This is a genomic window from Nocardia yunnanensis (genome assembly GCF_003626895.1).
GTDB classification, from domain to species: Bacteria; Actinomycetota; Actinomycetes; order Mycobacteriales; family Mycobacteriaceae; genus Nocardia; species Nocardia yunnanensis.
The window spans coordinates 3085361-3103501 of record NZ_CP032568.1 but is presented as its reverse complement, the minus strand read 5'-3'; the positions used below and the strand labels follow the sequence as shown (position 1 = coordinate 3103501).

General features: G+C 69.4%; 20 protein-coding genes. 2 read left to right on the top strand and 18 right to left on the bottom strand.

The window, feature by feature from the left end; translation table 11 throughout:
• Positions 1-49: 49 nt before the first annotated feature.
• Positions 50-1072 (bottom strand): Lrp/AsnC family transcriptional regulator, encoded by a 1023-nt coding sequence (locus D7D52_RS14405; protein ID WP_120736807.1) that lies wholly within the window; start codon positions 1070-1072, stop codon positions 50-52.
• A 95-nt stretch (positions 1073-1167) separates the two neighbouring features.
• Here D7D52_RS14405 and D7D52_RS14400 point away from each other — a divergent pair, with 95 nt between their 5' ends.
• On the top strand, positions 1168-2577 hold the full coding sequence (locus tag D7D52_RS14400) for an MFS transporter (protein WP_120744109.1): 1410 nt from the start codon (positions 1168-1170) through the stop codon (positions 2575-2577).
• Between the two features lie 67 nt (positions 2578-2644).
• Here D7D52_RS14400 and D7D52_RS14395 read toward each other — a convergent pair whose 3' ends face one another.
• From D7D52_RS14395 to D7D52_RS14385, 3 genes are all read right to left on the bottom strand, one after another.
• Complete coding sequence (locus D7D52_RS14395) at positions 2645-3097, bottom strand: nuclear transport factor 2 family protein (protein ID WP_120744108.1); 453 nt, start codon at positions 3095-3097, stop codon at positions 2645-2647.
• 31 nt (positions 3098-3128) lie between these two features.
• Entirely contained in the window at positions 3129-3971 is an 843-nt protein-coding gene (locus D7D52_RS14390) for a pyridoxamine 5'-phosphate oxidase family protein (protein ID WP_120736805.1), read from the bottom strand.
• A gap of 89 nt (positions 3972-4060) precedes the next feature.
• The gene (locus D7D52_RS14385; protein WP_120736803.1) at positions 4061-4513 is read right to left on the bottom strand and encodes a VOC family protein; all 453 of its coding nucleotides are present in this window, start codon (positions 4511-4513) and stop codon (positions 4061-4063) included.
• A gap of 154 nt (positions 4514-4667) precedes the next feature.
• On the opposite strand from D7D52_RS14385, the gene D7D52_RS14380 reads away from it, so the two are divergent.
• Entirely contained in the window at positions 4668-5189 is a 522-nt protein-coding gene (locus D7D52_RS14380; protein ID WP_120736801.1) for a CGNR zinc finger domain-containing protein, read from the top strand.
• 10 nt (positions 5190-5199) lie between these two features.
• On the opposite strand, the gene D7D52_RS14375 is transcribed toward D7D52_RS14380, so the two are convergent.
• The 14 genes from D7D52_RS14375 to pgsA all read right to left on the bottom strand — a co-directional run bounded on the left by D7D52_RS14375 (position 5200) and on the right by pgsA (position 17893).
• On the bottom strand, positions 5200-5391 hold the full coding sequence (locus tag D7D52_RS14375; RefSeq protein ID WP_120744107.1) for a DUF3046 domain-containing protein: 192 nt from the start codon (positions 5389-5391) through the stop codon (positions 5200-5202).
• An 89-nt stretch (positions 5392-5480) separates the two neighbouring features.
• On the bottom strand, positions 5481-6638 hold the full coding sequence (locus D7D52_RS14370) for a glycosyltransferase (RefSeq protein ID WP_120744106.1): 1158 nt from the start codon (positions 6636-6638) through the stop codon (positions 5481-5483).
• A 107-nt stretch (positions 6639-6745) separates the two neighbouring features.
• Positions 6746-7459, bottom strand: coding sequence for a PIG-L deacetylase family protein (locus D7D52_RS14365; protein ID WP_120744105.1), 714 nt, complete (start codon positions 7457-7459; stop codon positions 6746-6748).
• Positions 7460-7506: 47 nt separating this feature from the next.
• Complete coding sequence (locus D7D52_RS14360) at positions 7507-8658, bottom strand: ROK family transcriptional regulator (protein WP_120736799.1); 1152 nt, start codon at positions 8656-8658, stop codon at positions 7507-7509.
• A 19-nt stretch (positions 8659-8677) separates the two neighbouring features.
• On the bottom strand, positions 8678-10105 hold the full coding sequence (locus D7D52_RS14355) for a sugar ABC transporter permease (RefSeq protein ID WP_120736797.1): 1428 nt from the start codon (positions 10103-10105) through the stop codon (positions 8678-8680).
• Positions 10106-10122: 17 nt separating this feature from the next.
• A complete protein-coding gene (locus D7D52_RS14350; protein WP_120736795.1) occupies positions 10123-10896 on the bottom strand; it encodes an ATP-binding cassette domain-containing protein in 774 nt (257 codons plus the stop codon).
• Between the two features lie 9 nt (positions 10897-10905).
• Positions 10906-12081, bottom strand: a complete 1176-nt coding sequence (locus D7D52_RS14345) for a sugar ABC transporter substrate-binding protein (protein ID WP_120736793.1) — start codon at positions 12079-12081, stop codon at positions 10906-10908.
• A 122-nt stretch (positions 12082-12203) separates the two neighbouring features.
• Positions 12204-13148, bottom strand: coding sequence for a quinone oxidoreductase family protein (locus D7D52_RS14340; RefSeq protein ID WP_120736791.1), 945 nt, complete (start codon positions 13146-13148; stop codon positions 12204-12206).
• A gap of 71 nt (positions 13149-13219) precedes the next feature.
• A complete protein-coding gene (locus D7D52_RS37735) occupies positions 13220-13396 on the bottom strand; it encodes a hypothetical protein (RefSeq protein ID WP_162958314.1) in 177 nt (58 codons plus the stop codon).
• 224 nt (positions 13397-13620) lie between these two features.
• Positions 13621-14499 carry a phage shock envelope stress response protein PspM gene (gene pspM / locus D7D52_RS14335; RefSeq protein ID WP_246023861.1) on the bottom strand — a complete coding sequence of 293 codons (879 nt, stop codon included), beginning with the start codon at positions 14497-14499 and terminating at the stop codon, positions 13621-13623.
• Positions 14500-15219: 720 nt separating this feature from the next.
• Positions 15220-16053: a phage shock protein PspA gene (gene pspA, locus D7D52_RS14330; protein ID WP_120736789.1), complete on the bottom strand. Its 834-nt coding sequence runs from the start codon at positions 16051-16053 to the stop codon at positions 15220-15222.
• A gap of 213 nt (positions 16054-16266) precedes the next feature.
• Positions 16267-16710, bottom strand: a complete 444-nt coding sequence (locus D7D52_RS14325) for a helix-turn-helix domain-containing protein (RefSeq protein ID WP_120736787.1) — start codon at positions 16708-16710, stop codon at positions 16267-16269.
• Positions 16711-16791: 81 nt separating this feature from the next.
• Positions 16792-17286, bottom strand: a complete 495-nt coding sequence (locus D7D52_RS14320; protein ID WP_120744103.1) for a CinA family protein — start codon at positions 17284-17286, stop codon at positions 16792-16794.
• 52 nt (positions 17287-17338) lie between these two features.
• Complete coding sequence (gene pgsA, locus D7D52_RS14315) at positions 17339-17893, bottom strand: CDP-diacylglycerol--glycerol-3-phosphate 3-phosphatidyltransferase (protein ID WP_120744102.1); 555 nt, start codon at positions 17891-17893, stop codon at positions 17339-17341.
• Positions 17894-18141: the final 248 nt, after the last annotated feature.

The window sequence follows — 18141 nt, the reverse complement described above, 5'->3', positions numbered from 1 at the left end:
ATGGCAAACGGTGAGCAAGCCCGAGCCGGGGCCACGACCACACCCGAAGCTAGGGCGCGACCGCGATCTTCCGATCGTCGACCAGCGTCTGCGACTGCTTGAAGATCCGCAGCGCCGACATCACCTCGACATCGTTGATGCCCGGCAGCGCCCCCAGCGAATCGGTCACGTACCGGTACAGATGCGCGGTGTCGTGACACACCACCGAGGCCGACAGATTCGACCGCCCCGTCGTCGCCGCGACATAGGCGACCTCCGGATGCGTGGCCACCGCCTTCCCCACCGCCTCCAGCTCACCGGGCCGCACCCGCATCCACAGCATGGCTCGCGACACGTAACCCATTCGCTCCAAGGCGAAGTCGAGATCGAAGTACAGCACCCCGGAGTCGATGAGCTCGCTCATGCGCCGCGTCACCCGGCTGGCGCTCCACCCGGTGGCGGTCGCGATCTGCGCGTAGGAGGCGCGCCCGTCGCGCGCCAGAATCGCCAGCATGGCCTCGTCCTCCCGCGACAGCGCGACCGGCGTCTCCGGCCCGCGCGGCTCCCACATGGGCGGTCGCGGACCGAGTTCGCGCAATTGCCCCGCGCTGAACAGGTAGCCGTAGCGCGGCCATTCCTCCTCGAACGGGAACTGCCGGATCACCTCGTGCACGGACAGTTCGAGCACCTGGCTGGCCCGGGGAATCATGCGCAGCAGCAGTTCCTCCTGCCGCTCCGCCGACCGCGGCCGGCACACGCAGGTCACCTCGAAACCGGTGGCCAGCAAGGAAACCCAGCTCACGTCGGGCACCCGGGCGAGCGCTTCCGCCAGCGCGACCGCCCGGTTCGGCGCGGTCTTGATGCGCAGAATCCACCGGGTTCGCCCCAGCGGCACGGTGTTCACCTGCCCCGCGACGTGGACCATGCCGCGCCGTCGCAGCGACCGATAGCGCCTGGCCACGGTCTGCTCGGAGACGCCGAGGATCGCGCCGAGCCGGGCGAAGGGGATGCGCGCGTCGGTGACCAGGCCGTGAATGATCTGCTTGTCGAGCTTGTCCAGCACGGAGGATTCGTCCGCCTTCTCGCCGTCCATGGGAGGAATCCTTCGCGATAGACCGTGCGGTTATGGGATGCCCGCGTCGATCGCCAGTCTAGGTGACGAAATCGTTCGTTCTCCCGGAGGTTCCCATGCGGGTGCGTCAATCGAAGAAATGGCTCCCTTTGTTCGCAGCGTGTCTGGGGACACTCATGCTGCTCATCGACGTCACCATCGTGAATGTCGCGCTGCCCGACATCGCCACCGATCTCGGCACCGGACTGTCCGGCTTGCAGTGGGTCGTCGACGGCTACGCCCTGGCGCTGGCCGCCCTGCTGCTGGTGCTGGGTTCGCTCGCGGACAGGGTCGGCGCGAAGCCCACCTATCTGGTCGGTCTGGTCCTGTTCGCGGCCGCGTCTCTGGCGTGCGGTGTCGCGCAGTCCGCGGCGGTGCTGGTGGCGGCGCGGACCGCGCAGGGCATCGGCGGCGCGGCCATGCTCGCGACCACCCTGTCACTGCTGCACGCCACCTACACCGGCCGCGATCGCGGTATCGCGTTCGGCGCGTGGGGTGCGGTGGCGGGCGCGTCCGCCGGCATCGGCGTGGTGCTCGGCGGCGTGCTCACCGATCTGCTGTCGTGGCGGTGGATCTTCTTCGTCAACCTGCCGATCGCGGCGATCACGATTCCCTTGACCGCCATCGCTTTCGGCCCGTCCCCGCGCCGCGCCGACCGCGGCATCGACCTGCCCGGCATGGCCGCCTTCGCCGTCGCCGCGACCGCGGTCACCTACGGCATCATCCGCGGCGGCGAGCACGGCTGGACCGACTCCCGCGCCGTGACCACCCTGATCGTCGGCGCGCTGGCGCTGATCGCGTTCGTCGTCATCGAATCCCGCAGCGCCGCACCGATGTTGCCGCTGCCGCTACTGCGCCACACCGGCCTGGTCGCCACCCTGATCGCCGCGCTGGGAATGAGTTTCGCGGCCTTCGCCGCCAGCCCGCTGATCTCGCTGTGGCTACAGCAGCAACTGCACCTGACCCCGCTGCGCGCCGGACTGTCCCTGCTGCCGATGTCGGTGAGCGCCTTCCTGGTCTCGGGCGTGTTCGGCCGGCAATTGCACGAACTGTCCCCGCGCTGGACGATCGGCGGCGGCCTGATCCTCATCGGTGTGGGCAGCGGCCTGCTGACCGTCATCGACGCCGAATCCTCCTGGACCGCTTCGATTCCCGGCTTACTGGTGATCGGCGCGGGCGTCGGCGTAATGGCCCCGCCGCTGGTAGCGGTCGGCATGGCCGCGGTCCCGCCCCAGCAGAGCGGCACCGCCGCCGGCGCGGTCAACACCGCGCGCCAACTGGGTCTGGCCCTGGGCGTAGCGGTACTCGGCACGGTCTTCCGCAGCGCCGCCGGCGACACCCACCCAACCCTGTCCCACTTCACAACCGGTCTGGATTCAGCAGTCGCCGTCGCCAGCGCCGTCGGAATCCTCTCCGGCGTCCTCGTCTACTCCCTCTTCCGCACCCACGAACGCCTCCCCCAACGCACCCCCACCCCAGTGTCCTGACACCCGATCGAGGGAGCTCTCACCGTGGTGAATTCGGACGAATTCCTCGTTGAGAGCTCCCTGATCTTCATTGCAGGGGAAGGGGTGTGTCGGCTTCGGCGGGGGTGCGGGGGCCGAAGATGCGGCGGTCGGACTCTGGGATGGGGATGTCGTTGATGCTGGCCTCGCGGCGGGACATGCGGCCGTCGGGGGCGAATTCCCACAGTTCGTTGCCGTAGCTGCGATACCACTGACCGTGCTCGTCGTGCCACTCGTATTGGAAGCGCACGGCCATGCGGTTCTCGCGAAAGCCCCAGAGCTCCTTGCGCAGGGCGTAGCCGTTCTCGGTGGCCCACTTGCGTTTCAGGAAGTCGATGATTTCGGCGTGGCCGGTGAGGAATTCGTCGCGGTTGCGCCACACCGAATCCTCGGTGTAAGCCTGTGCGACGGTCTCGGGATCACGGGTGTTCCAAGCGCTTTCGGCGGCACGAACCTTGATTTTGGCGGATTCCATATTGAACGGGGGTAGCGGAGGACGCATGTCGGAGCCCTTCATGGGGGTTATGAAGTGGTCAGGGATTGACCGGAGACAGTTCGGGTTCGCTCCAGCGCAGCGGGCTCGCGTCCACGATCTCGACCACTTCGGTGATGGTGAAGTCGATGGCGCATTGTGCGCTGGTAGTGAATGTCGCCTCATCCCAGGAGATTTCGGCGGTGCCGGTGAGCTGAAGGGCGACGCCGGTCCGCCAATCCAGGATCAGCAGTCCGCACCGCGGGTCGGCGGCGATATTGCCGAGGGTCATGAACATGGAGTTGCCGCGGTAGTCGGGCCAGCGTAGGCGGGTCGGGGAAAGCACTTGTAGGAAGCCGGGATTGCCGCCGCGGTGAGAGGCGTCGGCGTTACCGTCGGGGTCGGCGGAGGCGACGAAGAAGGCGTCGGCACGCGAAATCATCTGCTGCTGCGCGTCGTTCAATCCGGTGGATCGACTCACAGCCGGAGTGCCGCCAGTGACCCATTCTCGGACGTCACGCCGCGAAATGTACTTCGGGCAGTTCGAGTACACCTGCGCGGTCTCGATGTGCAGCCCGTACGCGGCAGGCGCGATCACTCCGTTCACCCGCATCCGACGCCGTCGCTGCGGCTGCAAGGCGATCATGCCGACATGCCTTGCGCTACACAAGGCTTCGGCAAGCGGTTCACCATCCACCGGCCGTGCCTCGACATCGATGCTCCGGGTACCGGAGGCGCGAACGAAGCCGGGCGGTCCGACCAACTGGCCCGCCCACAGCCGACCGGCGTCATCGGCCGCAGCCACCACGATCATGGTTTGCTCGGCCAGAAACGCCGCCGCGACAACGGGAATGTCGGCGCTGATCGTCCGGCCGACTCGCTGCGCGATATCCGCCTGCCCCATGCGCCGTTGCACAGCCAACTCGCCCGCATGAAAGACCGATAGTCCGTTCACAACCCCACCTCGTCCACGAATCCAGTTCTCGCCGTTGGTCAGAAGAATCCGCAGGTAGGAGCCGCACCGTTCGGCGCGGGCGCGTGATCGGCACCCGTCGGCGCGTAGACCTCGAGGCGGATGCCGTCGGGGTCGTGGAAGAAGATGCCGCCGGACGCCGCGCCCTCACCGTGAGCGACGACGCCGTCGTGCGCGAAGGAGACGTTCAGGTCCTTCAGCACCGATTCCACCGCATGCACCTGATCGATGGTGTCGACCTGGAACGAAAGATGATGCAGCCCGGGAGTTTTCGCCGAGAACTCACCATCGCTCTGCTGCCACAGCGTCACCTGGAGTGCGCCGTCGCGACCGAGGAAAGCGAAACGGTGCTCCCCTTCGCCGCCCGCGCCGAGCTGTTCGAGACCGAGAGCCCTGCGATAGAACGCGACCGACCGGTCGAGATCGGTGACATTGAGGCCGATATGCCCGGTGGCGAGAACAGGTGCGGTCATGGTGAACCCCTTCGGAAAATCTAACCATCAACGATTGTTTGACTGGTTAGAACGTAGCGACAGCAAGCCACGCCAGTCAACCCCTATAGTTGATTTCACCGGTTAGAAAGGAGTCGCGGACTCGATGCCAGCCCACCGGCCGATACCCTCAGGCGTGCCCGATCCACGCCCCCACCTCGGTGAACCACTCGCCCTCGACCTGCTCAACACCCGCTGGATCAGCGCCGACGGCCGGCAGGACCTGCTCACCGACGTAGCCGGCGTCCGGCAATGGCTGGCCGACAACCACCTCGCCCTGCCCGCCGACGAACCCACCCGTCAAGCTCTCGTCGAGGCCCGCGAAGCCATCCTGCGCGCGGTCGACAAGGAGACGGCCGACGATCTGAATGCCGTCCTGGCACACGGCCGTATCCGCCGCGCCCTGACCCCCGACGGTCCGGCCTCGCTCCCCGACGTCGCCGACCCCGCCCGCCTACCCGGCTGGCTGGCCGCCGACAACCTGCTCCACCTGCTGGCGAGCACTCCGGACCGCATCAAACAGTGCGATCACCCGCACTGCATCCTGTTCTTCCTGGACACCTCGAAAAACGGTGCGCGCCGCTGGCATTCGATGACGTCCTGCGGCAACCGCGCGAAAGCCACCCGCCACTACGCGAAGAAAACCCGGTCGGACTGACGCCCGCCCGTCACCACCGCGACTTCGGCACATCGAATTCGGCGCACAGCTCCCGCCACACGTCCCGCGGATCCACCCCCGCCTCGATGGCCTGCGCCCCCGTCCTCCCCAACGACGGCAACACATGATCGCTCAACAGCACGTCCCCCCGCGCCGTCCCGAACTCGCTATGCAACAACTCCTGAAACTCGGTCAATCGCACGGCCGCGAGCCTACGCCACCCCCACTCCACCCCGCCGAGTGGCACATCAGCGAGGGGTTTTGTCCGAAAACGCCGCGCTGGTGTGCCACTCAACGGCCGGCGGATGCGGCGGCGTGGCAGATGTCGATGGGGTTGGAGACTATGGCGGCGGTGGTGGCGGCGGAGTGGGCGGATTGGGTGTAGGTGGGGTCGTCCAGGAGGCGTTTGACGGCGTCGCGGAGGGACTCGGGGGTGAGGGGGCGGATGAGGATCGAGCTGCCTTGGCGGGCGGCGCGATTGGCGAGTTCCCATTGGTCGCCGCCGCCGGGGACGGTGACGATGGGGACGCCGGCGAGGAGGGATTTGGCGAGCAGACCGTGGCCGCCGCCGCCGATGACTACGGACGCGTGGCGGAGGAGTTCGTCCTGGCGGCCCAAACCGGCTGTGGCCCAGGGGGGTAGGTTGGCGGGCGGGGTGTCGAGCATGGAGATGGCGACGCGGACGCCCGCGCCCTCCAGGGCCTCGAGGGCGGTTTCGGCCAGGCCCGCGTGCCCGGTCTGGGCGGTGGAGGGGGCGACCATGACCAGTGGCTCGTCACCGGGCGGCAGGTCGAGGACGTGGTCGGTGGGCTCCCACAACAGCGGGCCGATCAGGTGGGCGTTGTCGGGCCAGTCGGGGCGCGGCACCTCGAGGGCGGGCAGGGTGGCGACGAGGCGGGCGGTGGGGCCCGGATCCTGCGGCGGCAGGCCGACACTCGCGCGCGCCTGCTCGCGTTGCAGTTCGCCGCGGCGGATGGCCCGCGCGGTCAGGCCGCGCAGCACCGAATCCCGGGCGCGGCCGCGCACGCCCTCGCCGACGGCGAGCCCACTTCCGATGGGCGGCAACCCCTTCGACGGCAGATACAGCGGATGCGGCGACAGTTCCACCCAGGGCAGCTTCAACCGTTCCGCGGCCATGCCGCCGCCGGCGGTGAGCACGTCCGACACCACCAGTTCCGGCAGCATCGCGCTCATCTCCGGCAGGATCTCGGTCGAAATGTGCGCGGCCCGTTGATGAATCCGCGCGCCGGCGTCCTCGTCGTCGTCCTCGGCGCGGGGCGCGAGCCCCTTGAGCCGCCGCACCCCGATCCCGGCCTCGCGCGCCGCGTCGAACCAGCGCGGACCGGTGAACAACACCGGTTCATCGCCGGCCGCCAACAACCGTTCGCACAGCGCGATCGCCGGGAACGCATGCCCCGGATCAGGACCCGCCACCACCGCTACTCGCACGCCGACAGACTGCCACACCCCGCCGACACCGCCCGCACCTACCACACTTGACACCGCCGCACCGGCGTTCACGAACCGCCGATCCGAAACGGGGAACCTTCGATGAATCAGCCCGCGAAGTAGTAGAGCTCGAAGCTCACGGCGTGGGCGGCGGGGAAACCTTCCTTGGGGCCGGTGGTCTGGTCGAGGACGGCGCGGGCTTGGGCTTCCACCGGGTCGGGGCTGAGGGCTTCGAGGTAGCGGCGGTGGGCGGTGAGGGATTCGACGGCCACGTCGAAGGTGTCGGTGACGTCGACGGCGTGGCTGCCGTCGGCGACGCCGCAGACCGCGGCCCAGCGCGGCGACCAGGCGGGCAGGTCGGCGAGGACGGGGTGGATCCATTCGTTGCCGGCGTCGGAGACCGCGTCGAGGGCGGCGCGGCCGACGGCGCGGTGGTCGGCCGAGTTGGCGTAGCCGCGCGCCCAGGTGTCGCCGAAGTTGAACAGCACCACCATCTCGGGGCGGTGGCGGCGGATGGCGGCGGCCAGATCCCGCCGCAGGTCCAGGGATTCGGTGATGCGGCCGTCGGGGTGGCCGAGGAATTCCACCTCGGTGACGCCGACGACCTTGGCGGAGGCGCGTTCCTCGTCCTCGCGCAGCGGCCCGGCCTCCGCGGGCGGCACCCCGGCGATCCCGGCCTCGCCGCTGCTGACCAGCACGTAGCGAATGTCCTTGCCCTGCCGCGTCCAGCGCGCGACCGCGGCCGCCGCGCCGTATTCGATGTCGTCGGGGTGCGCGACGATGACGATGCCGCGCTGCCAGTCCTCGGGGAGCTGCTCCATGCCGCCATTCAACCGCAGCACGGTCGCCGGGCCCACAGCGGTCGGGCTCACAGCATCGACAGCACGCCCTCGAACGCCGCCTCCGCCGCCCCCAGCAGCTTCAAATCCGCTCCGAGCCTGGACTTCTCGATCCGCACCCCGCCCATGGCCCGGCTGACCATGCTGCGCCGGCGCACCTGCTCGCCGACCCGCGCCACCGCCTCCTCGGGCAGGGCGGTGAACAGGTCGCCGAGCACCACCAGTTCGGGGCCGAGAATGTTCACCACGTTCACCAGCCCCAGGATCAGCCAGTCCAGGTAGCGGGCCAGCCGCGACTCCCAATCCCCGTGCAGCTCACGCAATTCCGCGACGATCGCGCCGCGCGGACCGTGCTCGGGCAGCCCCAGCGCCCGGCACAGCGCGGCCTCCCCCACCTCGGTCTCCCAGCAGCCTTCGTTGCCGCAGTGGCAGATTCGCCCGCCGGGGTTGACGGTCATGTGCCCGATCTCGCCGAGATATCCGGCCGACCCGCGCAGCAGCGCGCCCTGCGCGATCAGCCCACCGCCCACGCCCACGTCGGCGGACACGAACACCGCGTCCGCCGACCCGCGCCCGGCACCCCGGACATGTTCTGCGAGCGCACCGAATTCGGCATCGTTGCCGACCACGACCGGCACATCCAGCAGCGTCCGCAGCCGCTGCCCCAGCGCCACCTCACCCCAGCACAGGTTCGCCGCGGTATGCACCAGCCCGTCGGCGCGGCGCACCACCCCCGGCACGCACACGCCCGCCGCCACCGGCCGCATCCCCAGATCGCCGGCGAGCACGGCCGCGGATTCGACGACGTGGGTGATCACCTCGTCCGGTTCCCGTTGCCGCCCATGCAGATTCCAGCTGTTGCGGCCCAGGATCTGCCCGCCGAAACCGACCAGCGCGATCCCGGCGTGCTCGACCTGCACGTCCACCGCCAGCACCACCGCCGCCTGCGGTTGCGGCAGCACCAGCAGCGACGGCCGCCCGGCCCCGCGCGCCAGCCGGGGCACCTTCTCCTCCACCACGCCGTCCTCGGTCAGCCCGTCGACCAGCATTTTGATGGTGGAGCGATTGAGCCCGAGCTCGGTCGCCAGCACCGCCCGGGTGGCGGGGCCTCCGGTATGCAGCAGCCGCAGGAGGCTGGACCGGTTGAACCGGCGCACCTCGTCCGGTCGGGCGACGGTCATGAACCGGTTTCTACCAGGTTCACCGGCCCGCTGCCGCGGCGCGGCGCCGCGACACCGCGTCCACGGTCGCGGCCAGCAGCAGCACCAGTCCGGTCACGATGGACACCACGGCGGCCGGTTGCCGCAGCAGCCCAAGGCCATTGGACACCACCGCCAGCACCGCGCCGCCGATCACCGCGTCGGCCACCCGGCCCCGGCCGCCGAACAGCGAGGTGCCGCCGATGACCGCCGCGCCGACCGCGAACAGCAGGGTGTTGAGCCCGCCCGCCTGCGGATCGACCGACCCGACCTTGGAGGAGTACACGATGGCGCCGACCGCCGCGCATGCCGAGCTGATGACGAAAACGCTTGCCCGCAACTGGGTTACGTTGATGCCCGCGCGGCGCGCCGCCTCGATGTTGCCGCCGACGGCGTAGATGTGGCGGCCGTAGGTGGTGCGGGTCAGCACGTAGGTTCCGGCCACCAGCAGCACCAGCACGATCGGAACCACGTACGGCACACCGGAAATGACGATCAGCTTGCTCGGTGACCGGTTGACGGTGAGCAGCACCGTCACCACGATCGCGAACAGCACCAGCGCCGCCACCTTCGCCACCACCAGCGGCGTGGGCGGGGTGACCAGCCCGCGACGCCGGCGCAGCACATGCCCGCCCAGCGTGACGCCCGCGTATCCGCCCGCCGCCACCACGCACAGCACCCAGCTGCCCGCGGTCGACAGATTGCCGTTGGCCACCTCGTTGAGAATGTGCGAGGAACTGATGCCCAGCACCCCGCCCTCGCCGATGAGCTGCAGGATCACGCCCTGCCAGGCCAGGAACAACGCCAGCGTCACCACGAACGACGGCATGCCGATCTTGGCGATCAGGAATCCGGTGATGGAACCGATGGCCGCGCCCACGCACACCGCCAGCAGCATCTCGATCCACGGATTCGCCTGGATGCCGAGGACGGTCAGCAGAATCCCGCCCAGCGAGAACGCCACGCCCGGCCAGATCCGCAGCAGTCCCGCCAGCAGCGCGGCCAGCAGCATCAACGCGTTGAAGATGTAGAACACCGTCGAGCCCATGCCGTTCAACATGTTCCCGTTCTGCACGAAGTGCATGGCCAGCACCGCGGCCGCCACGCCCGACGCCGTGCCCGCCGACAGGTCGATCTCACCGATCAGCAGCACGAACACGATCCCGATGGCGATGATCGTCTGGCCCGCGCCCTGCGCCAGCAGGTTGGCGATATTGTTCAGCGAGAAGAACACATCCGACATCAGCGAGAACAGCACCACCAGCGCGATCAGCCCGAGAATCGCGGGCAGCGAACCTATCTCGCCGCCGCGTAGCCGGGCTACGTAGTCGCGCAACGCTTCTCGCGTCGACAATGTGGTGGTGTCGATCCCGAAATCGGTGATCGCGGAATCCTTCTCGGCCGCCGCCGATTCCGAAACATTGGTCATGACAGTGCTTCCCTCGCTCACAGCACCGCGGCCTCGGGCCGCGCCAAACCGAGATCACCCGAACGTCCCGCGGTGATCAACTCCACCACCTGGCCGGTGGTCACGTCCGCGGTCCGCACCTGCGCCACCATCCGGCCCAGATACAGCACCGCGATCCGATCGGCGACCTCGAACACGTCGGCCAGGTTGTGGCTGATGAGCACCACGCCCAGGCCCTGTTCGGCCAGCCGACGCACCAGATCCAGCACCTGCCGGGTCTGCGCCACCCCGAGCGCCGCGGTCGGCTCGTCGAGCATCACCAGATTGCTGTTCCACAGCACCGCTTTCGCGATCGCCACCGTCTGGCGTTGCCCGCCCGACAGGGCCGCGACCGGGGTGCGCACCGACTTCACGGTGCGCACCCCCAACGAGGCCAGGGTGCGCCGCGCCGCCTCCTCCATGCTCGCCTCGTCCAGCAGCCACGGCTTGCCGCGCTCCCGGCCGAGGAACATATTGGCCACGATGTCGAGGTTGTCGGCCAGGGCCAGGTCCTGATAGACCACCTCGATGCCGAGCGCCGCCGCGTCCTTGGCGCCACGCAGGTGCACTGGCTCGCCCCGGAACCGCACTTCGCCGGAGTCGGCGGCGTGGATTCCGGCGACACATTTCACCAGCGTGGATTTGCCCGCGCCATTGTCGCCGACGAGCGCGGTGACCTCTCCCGCCGGCACGGTGAGGTCGACGTCGTGCAGCACGTGCACCGGTCCGAAACTCTTGTTCAGGCCGGATATTTGGAGCAGCGGCTCACTCATGACTGTCCTCTAGGAGATGCCGAGATCGGTGCAGGCCTGCTTCACGTCGCCCGTGCAGACGTCGGACGCCTTCACGAAGCCGGCGTCGATGACCTGCTTGACCTCGGTCTTGGTGATCAGTTGCGGTTGCAGCAGCACGGATTTCACGTCGCGCTTGCCCTTGGGGTCCTGACTGGTGTTCTGCGCCAGCGCATCCGCGGCCGCCTTGTCGCCCTTGGCCAGGGCCACCGCGAGTTTCACGGCGCTGTCGGCCTCCTGCTGGATCGGCTTGAACACCGTCATGTACTGGTCACCGCGCAGGATCGACTTCAGGCCGTCGACGGTGGCGTCCTGGCCGGTCACCGGGACCTTGCCATTGAGGCCGTTCTTCTTGAGCACGGTGATCACCGCGCCCGCCAGACCGTCGTTGGCCGCGACCACGCCGTCGACCTTGCCGCCGTTACCGGTGAGGATCTGCTCGAAGGTGGTGCCGCCCTTCTGGTTGTTCCAGTCGTCGATGGCCTGGCTGCGCACCAGTTTCAGCGCGCCCGAATCGTAGAGCGGCTGCAGCACCTGCTCCTGGCCCTGATGGAAGAGGGTGGCGTTGTTGTCGGTCGGGGCGCCCTCGATCTCGATGACCTGCGCGGCCGGCTTGTCCTTCAACGCGGTGGCCAGGCCCTGGCCCTGCAGCGCACCGACCTTCACATTGTCGAAAGAGACGTAGTAGTCCGAGGATCCGCCGAGATTGAGGCGGTCGTAGTCGATGGTCGGGATGCCCGACGCCTTGGCCTTGGCCGCGACCGCGCCGCCGACCTCGCTGTTGATCGAGGCGATGAGCAGGACCTTGACGCCCTTGGAGATCATGCCGTCGGCGAGGGTGGTGAACTTCTGCACGTCGCCCTGGGCGTTCTGCACGTCGGCGTCGAAGCCAGCGTCGTTGAGCGCCTTGGTGATCAGCGGTTTGTCGAAGGATTCCCAGCGGGCCGAGGAGGCGGTCTCGGGCAGGATCACCCCGACCGTGCCATTGGCTCCGCCGCCGCTGCTGCTGCCGCCCGAGGACGCGCTCGCGGAGGAGGAGCCGCCGCTGGAACTGGAGTTGGACCCGCAGGCGGTAATGGTGAGCAATCCGGATAGCGCCAGCGCGGCGGCGGCATAGACCCGTCGACGGCCAGGCTTCTTCAGCGCGAGCGCGCTTTTCGTCCTCATCAGGTGACCTTTCAGGCGGCGGGCGCTGGGTTGCGACCGCACACACGGCATATGTTGTGGGCAACAACATATGCCGTGCGCGTCACTCATATGGGACATTTCGCCAAATCGATTGGCGGCGTTCAGGGCAGCAGGATCACCTTGCCGCCGGCGTGGCCGTCCTTCACGAACTCGTGCGCCGCGGCCGCTTCCGCCAGCGGGAACGTCTTGGCGATCGCGAGATCCAGCTTGCCCGCCGCCAGCAGCGGCAGCAGTTCCCGCCAGGCATTGCCGCGGATCTCGGTGCCGGGGTCCGCGCCGGGTCCGTTGCCCAGCACCTGGAAGCCGTCCGCGGCCGCCCGGCCGAAGGCCACGATGCTCGCGAACCGCGCTCGATCGGGGACCAGTTCCAGAGAGACGTCCACGGCCTCGTCGGTGCCCACCGTGTCGAGGGCGGCGTCGATACCGTTGGGGGCCAAGGCTTTCACCCGATCGGCCAGGCCCGGGCCGTAGGCGACGGGCTCGACGCCGTAGGCGCGCAGGCGTTCGTGGCGGCTGGGCGAGGCGGTGCCGATCACGCGTGCGCCCCGCGCCACTGCCAGCTGCGCGGCCAGCGCGCCGACGCTGCCCGCGGCGCCGTGCACCAGGACCGTGTCACCCGGACCGACGCGCGTCGCGGCCAGCATGTGCACGGCGGTGCCGCCGACACTCTGCACGCCCGCCGCCTGCTTCCAGTCGACATCCGCGGGTTTGGGCACAACCACTGTGGCGGGGACGGTGATCGCGCTGGTGTAACCGCCGGTTACCTGCGCGAGGACCTCGTCGCCGATCGCGATCGGGCCCGCCGGGCCGGTGGCGTCGGGGCCGACGGCGGTGACCACGCCGGCCACCTCCAGCCCGAGCCGCAGCGGCAACTTGCCGGGGTCGGTGCCGAACGCACCGCTGTAGAGCTTGTAGTCGAAGGGGTTCACGCCGGCCGCGCGAACCGCGATGGTGACCTCACCCGGTCCCGGGTCGGGGACTTCGACGTCGATGAGCGACAAGACTTCCGGTCCACCGTACGAGGTGGCGACGACAGCAGTGGCCATGCCGCGATGATACGGACAAAGGACCGCCCGCCCCGATCATCGGGGCGGGCGGTCCGCGGTGGCGCTGTGCGTCAGAACTTGCCGAGGGGCGACTTGTCCTTCGAACCCGACAGCGCCTTGTACAGCACGTACAGGCCGAAGATGACCGCGGCCACCATCACAAGCGGGAACAGCGCCTTGATCAGCGTGCCGATGATCGCGAAGGCGATCCACACGAGGACGACGACGCCGAGAATCTTCCAAAACATTCCATGCCTCCTGGTCTCCGAACCGCCGTCCGCGCGATCCGTCACCATCGATACTGCGCCCTCCACCTGAGAAAATCACCAGGTCAGCACCGATATCCGGGACAGAATCAGGGTTCACCCCGAGACCTTCCGGCCTTGCCCGGAGCCCACACCCCAACGAACTGCGACATCCGCGCGCGCCGATGCACGACTCCGCGACCACGGCGGCAGGGTGGTGGAAACGGTCAGGGGTGGCCGCGGTAGCGCTGGTCGGCTAGGTCGGTGAGGGCTTGGGCCCAGCCGTCGAGGCGGTCGGCGGCGTCGCGGAGGTGGAGCATGGCCCAGCCGAGATCGTCTGCGACGGCGGCACTCTGGGGGACGGCCAGGACGCGGGCCGCCGCGGCGACCATGCCCTCGTATTCGACGACGCCGCTGTCCAGGCGGATCGAGACGGCCCGGACGTGCTCGCCCAGCGGCGAATTCGCGCCCAGCGCGCCGGCGGCTCGCTCCATGGCGACCACGTCCTGAGCCAGCGCGTGCAGGGCGGCGGCGCCGGACGTGGCGGTTTCCAGGGTGTCGTCGAGGTCGTCCGCAGGCAGGCGGCCCGATCGCGCGATCTGGGCGTGCAATCCGTGCAGCGCCCGTTCGGCTTTGACCAATCGGGCGATGGACGCCCGCGCCGCCGACCGGATCGGAGGCAGCTTGCGCGGCACGAACGCCGCCTGCGGCAACGGCTCGCGCCGCATCTCCCAATACCGCTTGGCTGTCACCGCGGTTCCGGTGACCAGCGCGACCGCGCCGCCGCCGACCACGATCACCGCCCACGCCGGAGCCGAGATCAGTACCAGCCCAACGGTTCCGGCCGTCGTCAGCCCCGAAGCCGTCCCCAACCGGAAACTCCGCCGCCGCGCCCGCCGCCGCTTACGCAACTCCCGTTCCCGGGGATCGGCCCACTTCCGCACCGCGACCAAAGCCTGCTCCCCCACCCCCCGCAAGGTATCCGGCAGCCGCTGCGCCAACTCCTCCGGCTCGAACCCGGTGGGCGCCAACACCTCCCGCACCGCCTCGGTCGCCCGCTCCCGCTTGCGCCGCTTACGACCACCCCGGGCAGCGGATTCGGACACGCCAGGCGCAGCACCCGGGTCACTCGCGGTGAACGAAGCCCGCACACCGCCCAGGCTCGGGGGCCGCGGCGCGGAGGCGGGGGGCGCCGTCGGGTGGGGAGTCTGATTCGCCGCTGTCCACGGCTGGGCCGATTCCACGGAGCCACGGTAGCCGGGCCCACCGACAACCGGCGCGGAGTGACCTCTGGCGGAAAGGTCCGCCCAACGGGAATCCGGCGGCGGGGCAACGCCGGCCGCCACATCCGACTGTGTCTGATTGGCCCACTGCTGTGCGGGGTCCGCCCACCGTTGGGCCGGATCCGGCGAGCCGACAGGCGAATTCCGGCCGACACCGGGTGCACCGGAGTGCGGAAGGGGCATCCGCGTCGACGGCTGAGCGCTGGAGAATCCAGCAGGACCGGCGTTTCGACCGATATCCGAGGCTGCGGCCGGGGCCGGTGCGGCGGGGCCACCCGGTGCGAATGCTGGTCCCGGCGGGGCGGATTCGGGAGGGGCGGAGGTCACCGGCAGGGGTTGGGTCGCGGTCGGCGGCGGCGTCGCGGGCATCGGCTGGGTCGCCGACTGCTGCTGCGGGGTTGCGGTCGGCGGGAAAGGGGACGGGAGACCGGGGATGGGGTCCGGGGTTTTCGCGCGGGTTCGGCGGAGAAAACGCGCAGGGGAGGTCGCGGGACTCTGGTCGGCCCGCGATCTCCCCATCGTGCACTACCTTTCGCGCAGCAGTTACTGCTGGGCGGCCTGGCCCTTGTTGAAGTTGGGCTGGGCGGCGGGCTGGGCGGGCTGACCCTGCTGGATCTGCGGCTGGGCCGCGTTGCCGCCGGACGGGAGGGCGTCGCCGCGCATGGAGGCGCGGATCTGCTCGAGGCGGTTGTGGCCGGCCATCTGCACGCTGGCCTGCTGGACCTCCAGCATGCGGCCCTGGACCGAGTTGCCGGCCAGCTCGGCGGCGCCGAGGGCGTTGGCGTAGCGACGCTCGATCTTCTCGCGCACCGCGTCCAGGCTGGGGACCGCGCCGGGGGCCGAAAGGGTGGAGTCCATCTGCTGCAGCGAGGCCGACACCTGCTCCTGCATCTTGGCCTGCTCCAGCTGGGACAGCAGCTTGGTGCGCTCGGCGACCTTCTGCTGCAGCAGCATCGCGTTCTGCTCGACGGCCTTCTTGGCCTGGGCGGCGGCCTGCAGCGACTGGTCGTGCAGCACCTTGAGGTCCTCGACGGACTGCTCGGCGGTCACCAGCTGCGCGGCGAAAGCCTCGGCGGCATTGGTGTACTGGATCGCCTTCTCGGTATCGCCGGCGGTGCCGGCCTGGTCGGCGAGCATGACCGCCTGGCGCGCATTGGCATTGAGCTTCTCGACCTCGTCGAGCTGGCGGTTCAGCTTCATCTCCAGCTGACGCTGGTTGCCGATCACCGATGCGGCCTGCTGCGACAGGGCCTGATGCTGACGCTGGGCTTCCTCGATGGCCTGCTGGATCTGAACCTTCGGATCCGCATGCTCCTCGATCTTCGAGTCGAAGAGGGCCATCAGGTACTTCCAGGCCTTCACGAACGGATTAGCCATCGATTGATCCCGCCTCCATATGACGTGCCGCGCCCCGTAGCGCGACAAGTAGTGCGCGACCGTCGCGCACCCCTGTTGTCCCTATCTCCACTGTGCAACGGCCCGTTCCGGAGATTTCGGCAACAGCGCGACGCCTCCGGCACGGAGCCTACAGAGAATTTATCCCTTTCGGCTCCGGAGCACAGTCTTCGTCTCTCAGCTCGATCGAGGTCATCACTTGGCGGACACCAGCACCAGACGATCCGGCTTCGGGGCCGGAATCACGATGCGGGGGCCGAACGTTCCGTCGGCGGCCAGCGCCACGTCCCCATCGCCGCCCTTGGGGGCGACCGTCGCGGCGGAGACCTTGGCCGCGCCCGGCTTGGCGGGCAGCTTGGCCACGGCGCTCGTGGACGCCTTCTCGCGCGCCAGCGCGGTGGCCTTGTCGGCGTCGGCCATGGCCGCGCTCACGTCGAAGAGCACCTGTGCCAGCGGCACATCCAGGGCCTGGCAGATGGCGGCCAGCAGCTCGCTGGAGGCCTCCTTGCGACCCCGTTCCACCTCCGACAGGTATCCCAGACTCACGCGCGCGGAGGTGGAGACCTCACGCAGTGTCCGGCTCTGGGCGACCCGAGCACGCCGCAGGCTTTCCCCGATCGCTTCACGCAGCAGCGTCATCTCGTTCTCCTCACACTCATCTCGCCGGACCCAGCGTTCGACTGGACAACGTCCGGCGTCGGCCGCGCGTTCCCGGCTCCTTCACTCGCCCCTTACCGAGCGGACGAGTTCGGTGACCGCGGCGCGGACCGCGCCCACCCTGATCGTCCACCGGTCCCCCGACAACTTCAACCGAAGTACCTCGGTGGACTGTGGACCCGCTATACCCACAAATACCGTGCCAACCGGCCGTCCGTCCTGAGGTTCGGGTCCGGCGACACCGGTGAGCCCGATTCCCCAGTCCGATCCGCAGCGCCGGCGCGCCCCGACGGCGAGCTGTTCGGCGGTGGTCGCGGCCACCGGGCCGTCGGCGGCCAGCGTGTCCGCACTCACACCCGCGAGCGACCGTTTGAGGTCGGTGGCGTAGACGATCAGTCCACCCCGCAACACCGCGCTCGCCCCCGGAATTCCCGCGATGGTCGCGGCCAGCAGGCCCGCGGTCAGCGATTCCGCGGTGGCGACGGTCTGGCCCGCGGCGGCCAGGGCGGCCACCAGCTCGGCGGCGGGCGCGGCCACGACCAGCGGATCCGGCGGGATGGGCGCGGCGGTCGCCACCCGCGACAGCGTGCCCTCGATATCGGGCCGGACCCTAGGCGGCACGGCTGCCGCCCGGCCCGAACCACAGGCGCGCGGCCTGCACGAGGTAGTCGAGCCCGGTGACGACCGTCAGCACGACCGCGACGTACATCAAATCCATTCCGGCGGAAGCGAATCCACCCGACAGCGGCAACAGCAGCACCCCGATGGCGACGGACTGCACCAGCGTCTTGAGCTTGCCGCCGCGGCCCGCGGGAATGACCCCGCGTCGCACCACGGCCAGCCGCAGCAACGTGACGCCGATTTCGCGGGCCACGATCACCACCGTGATCCACCACGGCAGATCGTGCAGCATCGACAGCCCGATCAGCGCGGACCCGATGAGCGCCTTGTCGGCGATCGGATCGGCGAGTTTGCCGAAGTCGGTGACCAGCCCGTACTTGCGGGCCAGCTGCCCGTCGATGCGGTCGGTGATGGCGGCGGCGCCGAACAGGGCCGCGGCGATCCAGCGCCACTCGGTGTCGTGGCCGCCCGCGGCGAACAGCGCCAGCAGGAACAGCGGCACGATCAGGATGCGCAGCACCGTCAGCACATTGGCGATGTTCATCAGCGGCACCGCCGCCGGCTCCACTACCGTCTCGGGGCGCGGCGCGGGAATATATTCCGGGCTCGCCGCCGCAATATATTCCGGGCTCGTCGCCGCCGGACCCGCGTCCGCCCAGCGTCCCTCGATCTCGTCACGCTGCACCGTCACCAGAGCCCCCACCGGCCGCGAAGACGGCCCTGGTGCCCGGACCGTGCCGGTGTGCGGGGGGACTGGATGTGTGACACACCGACAAGCCTATCGGTACGCGG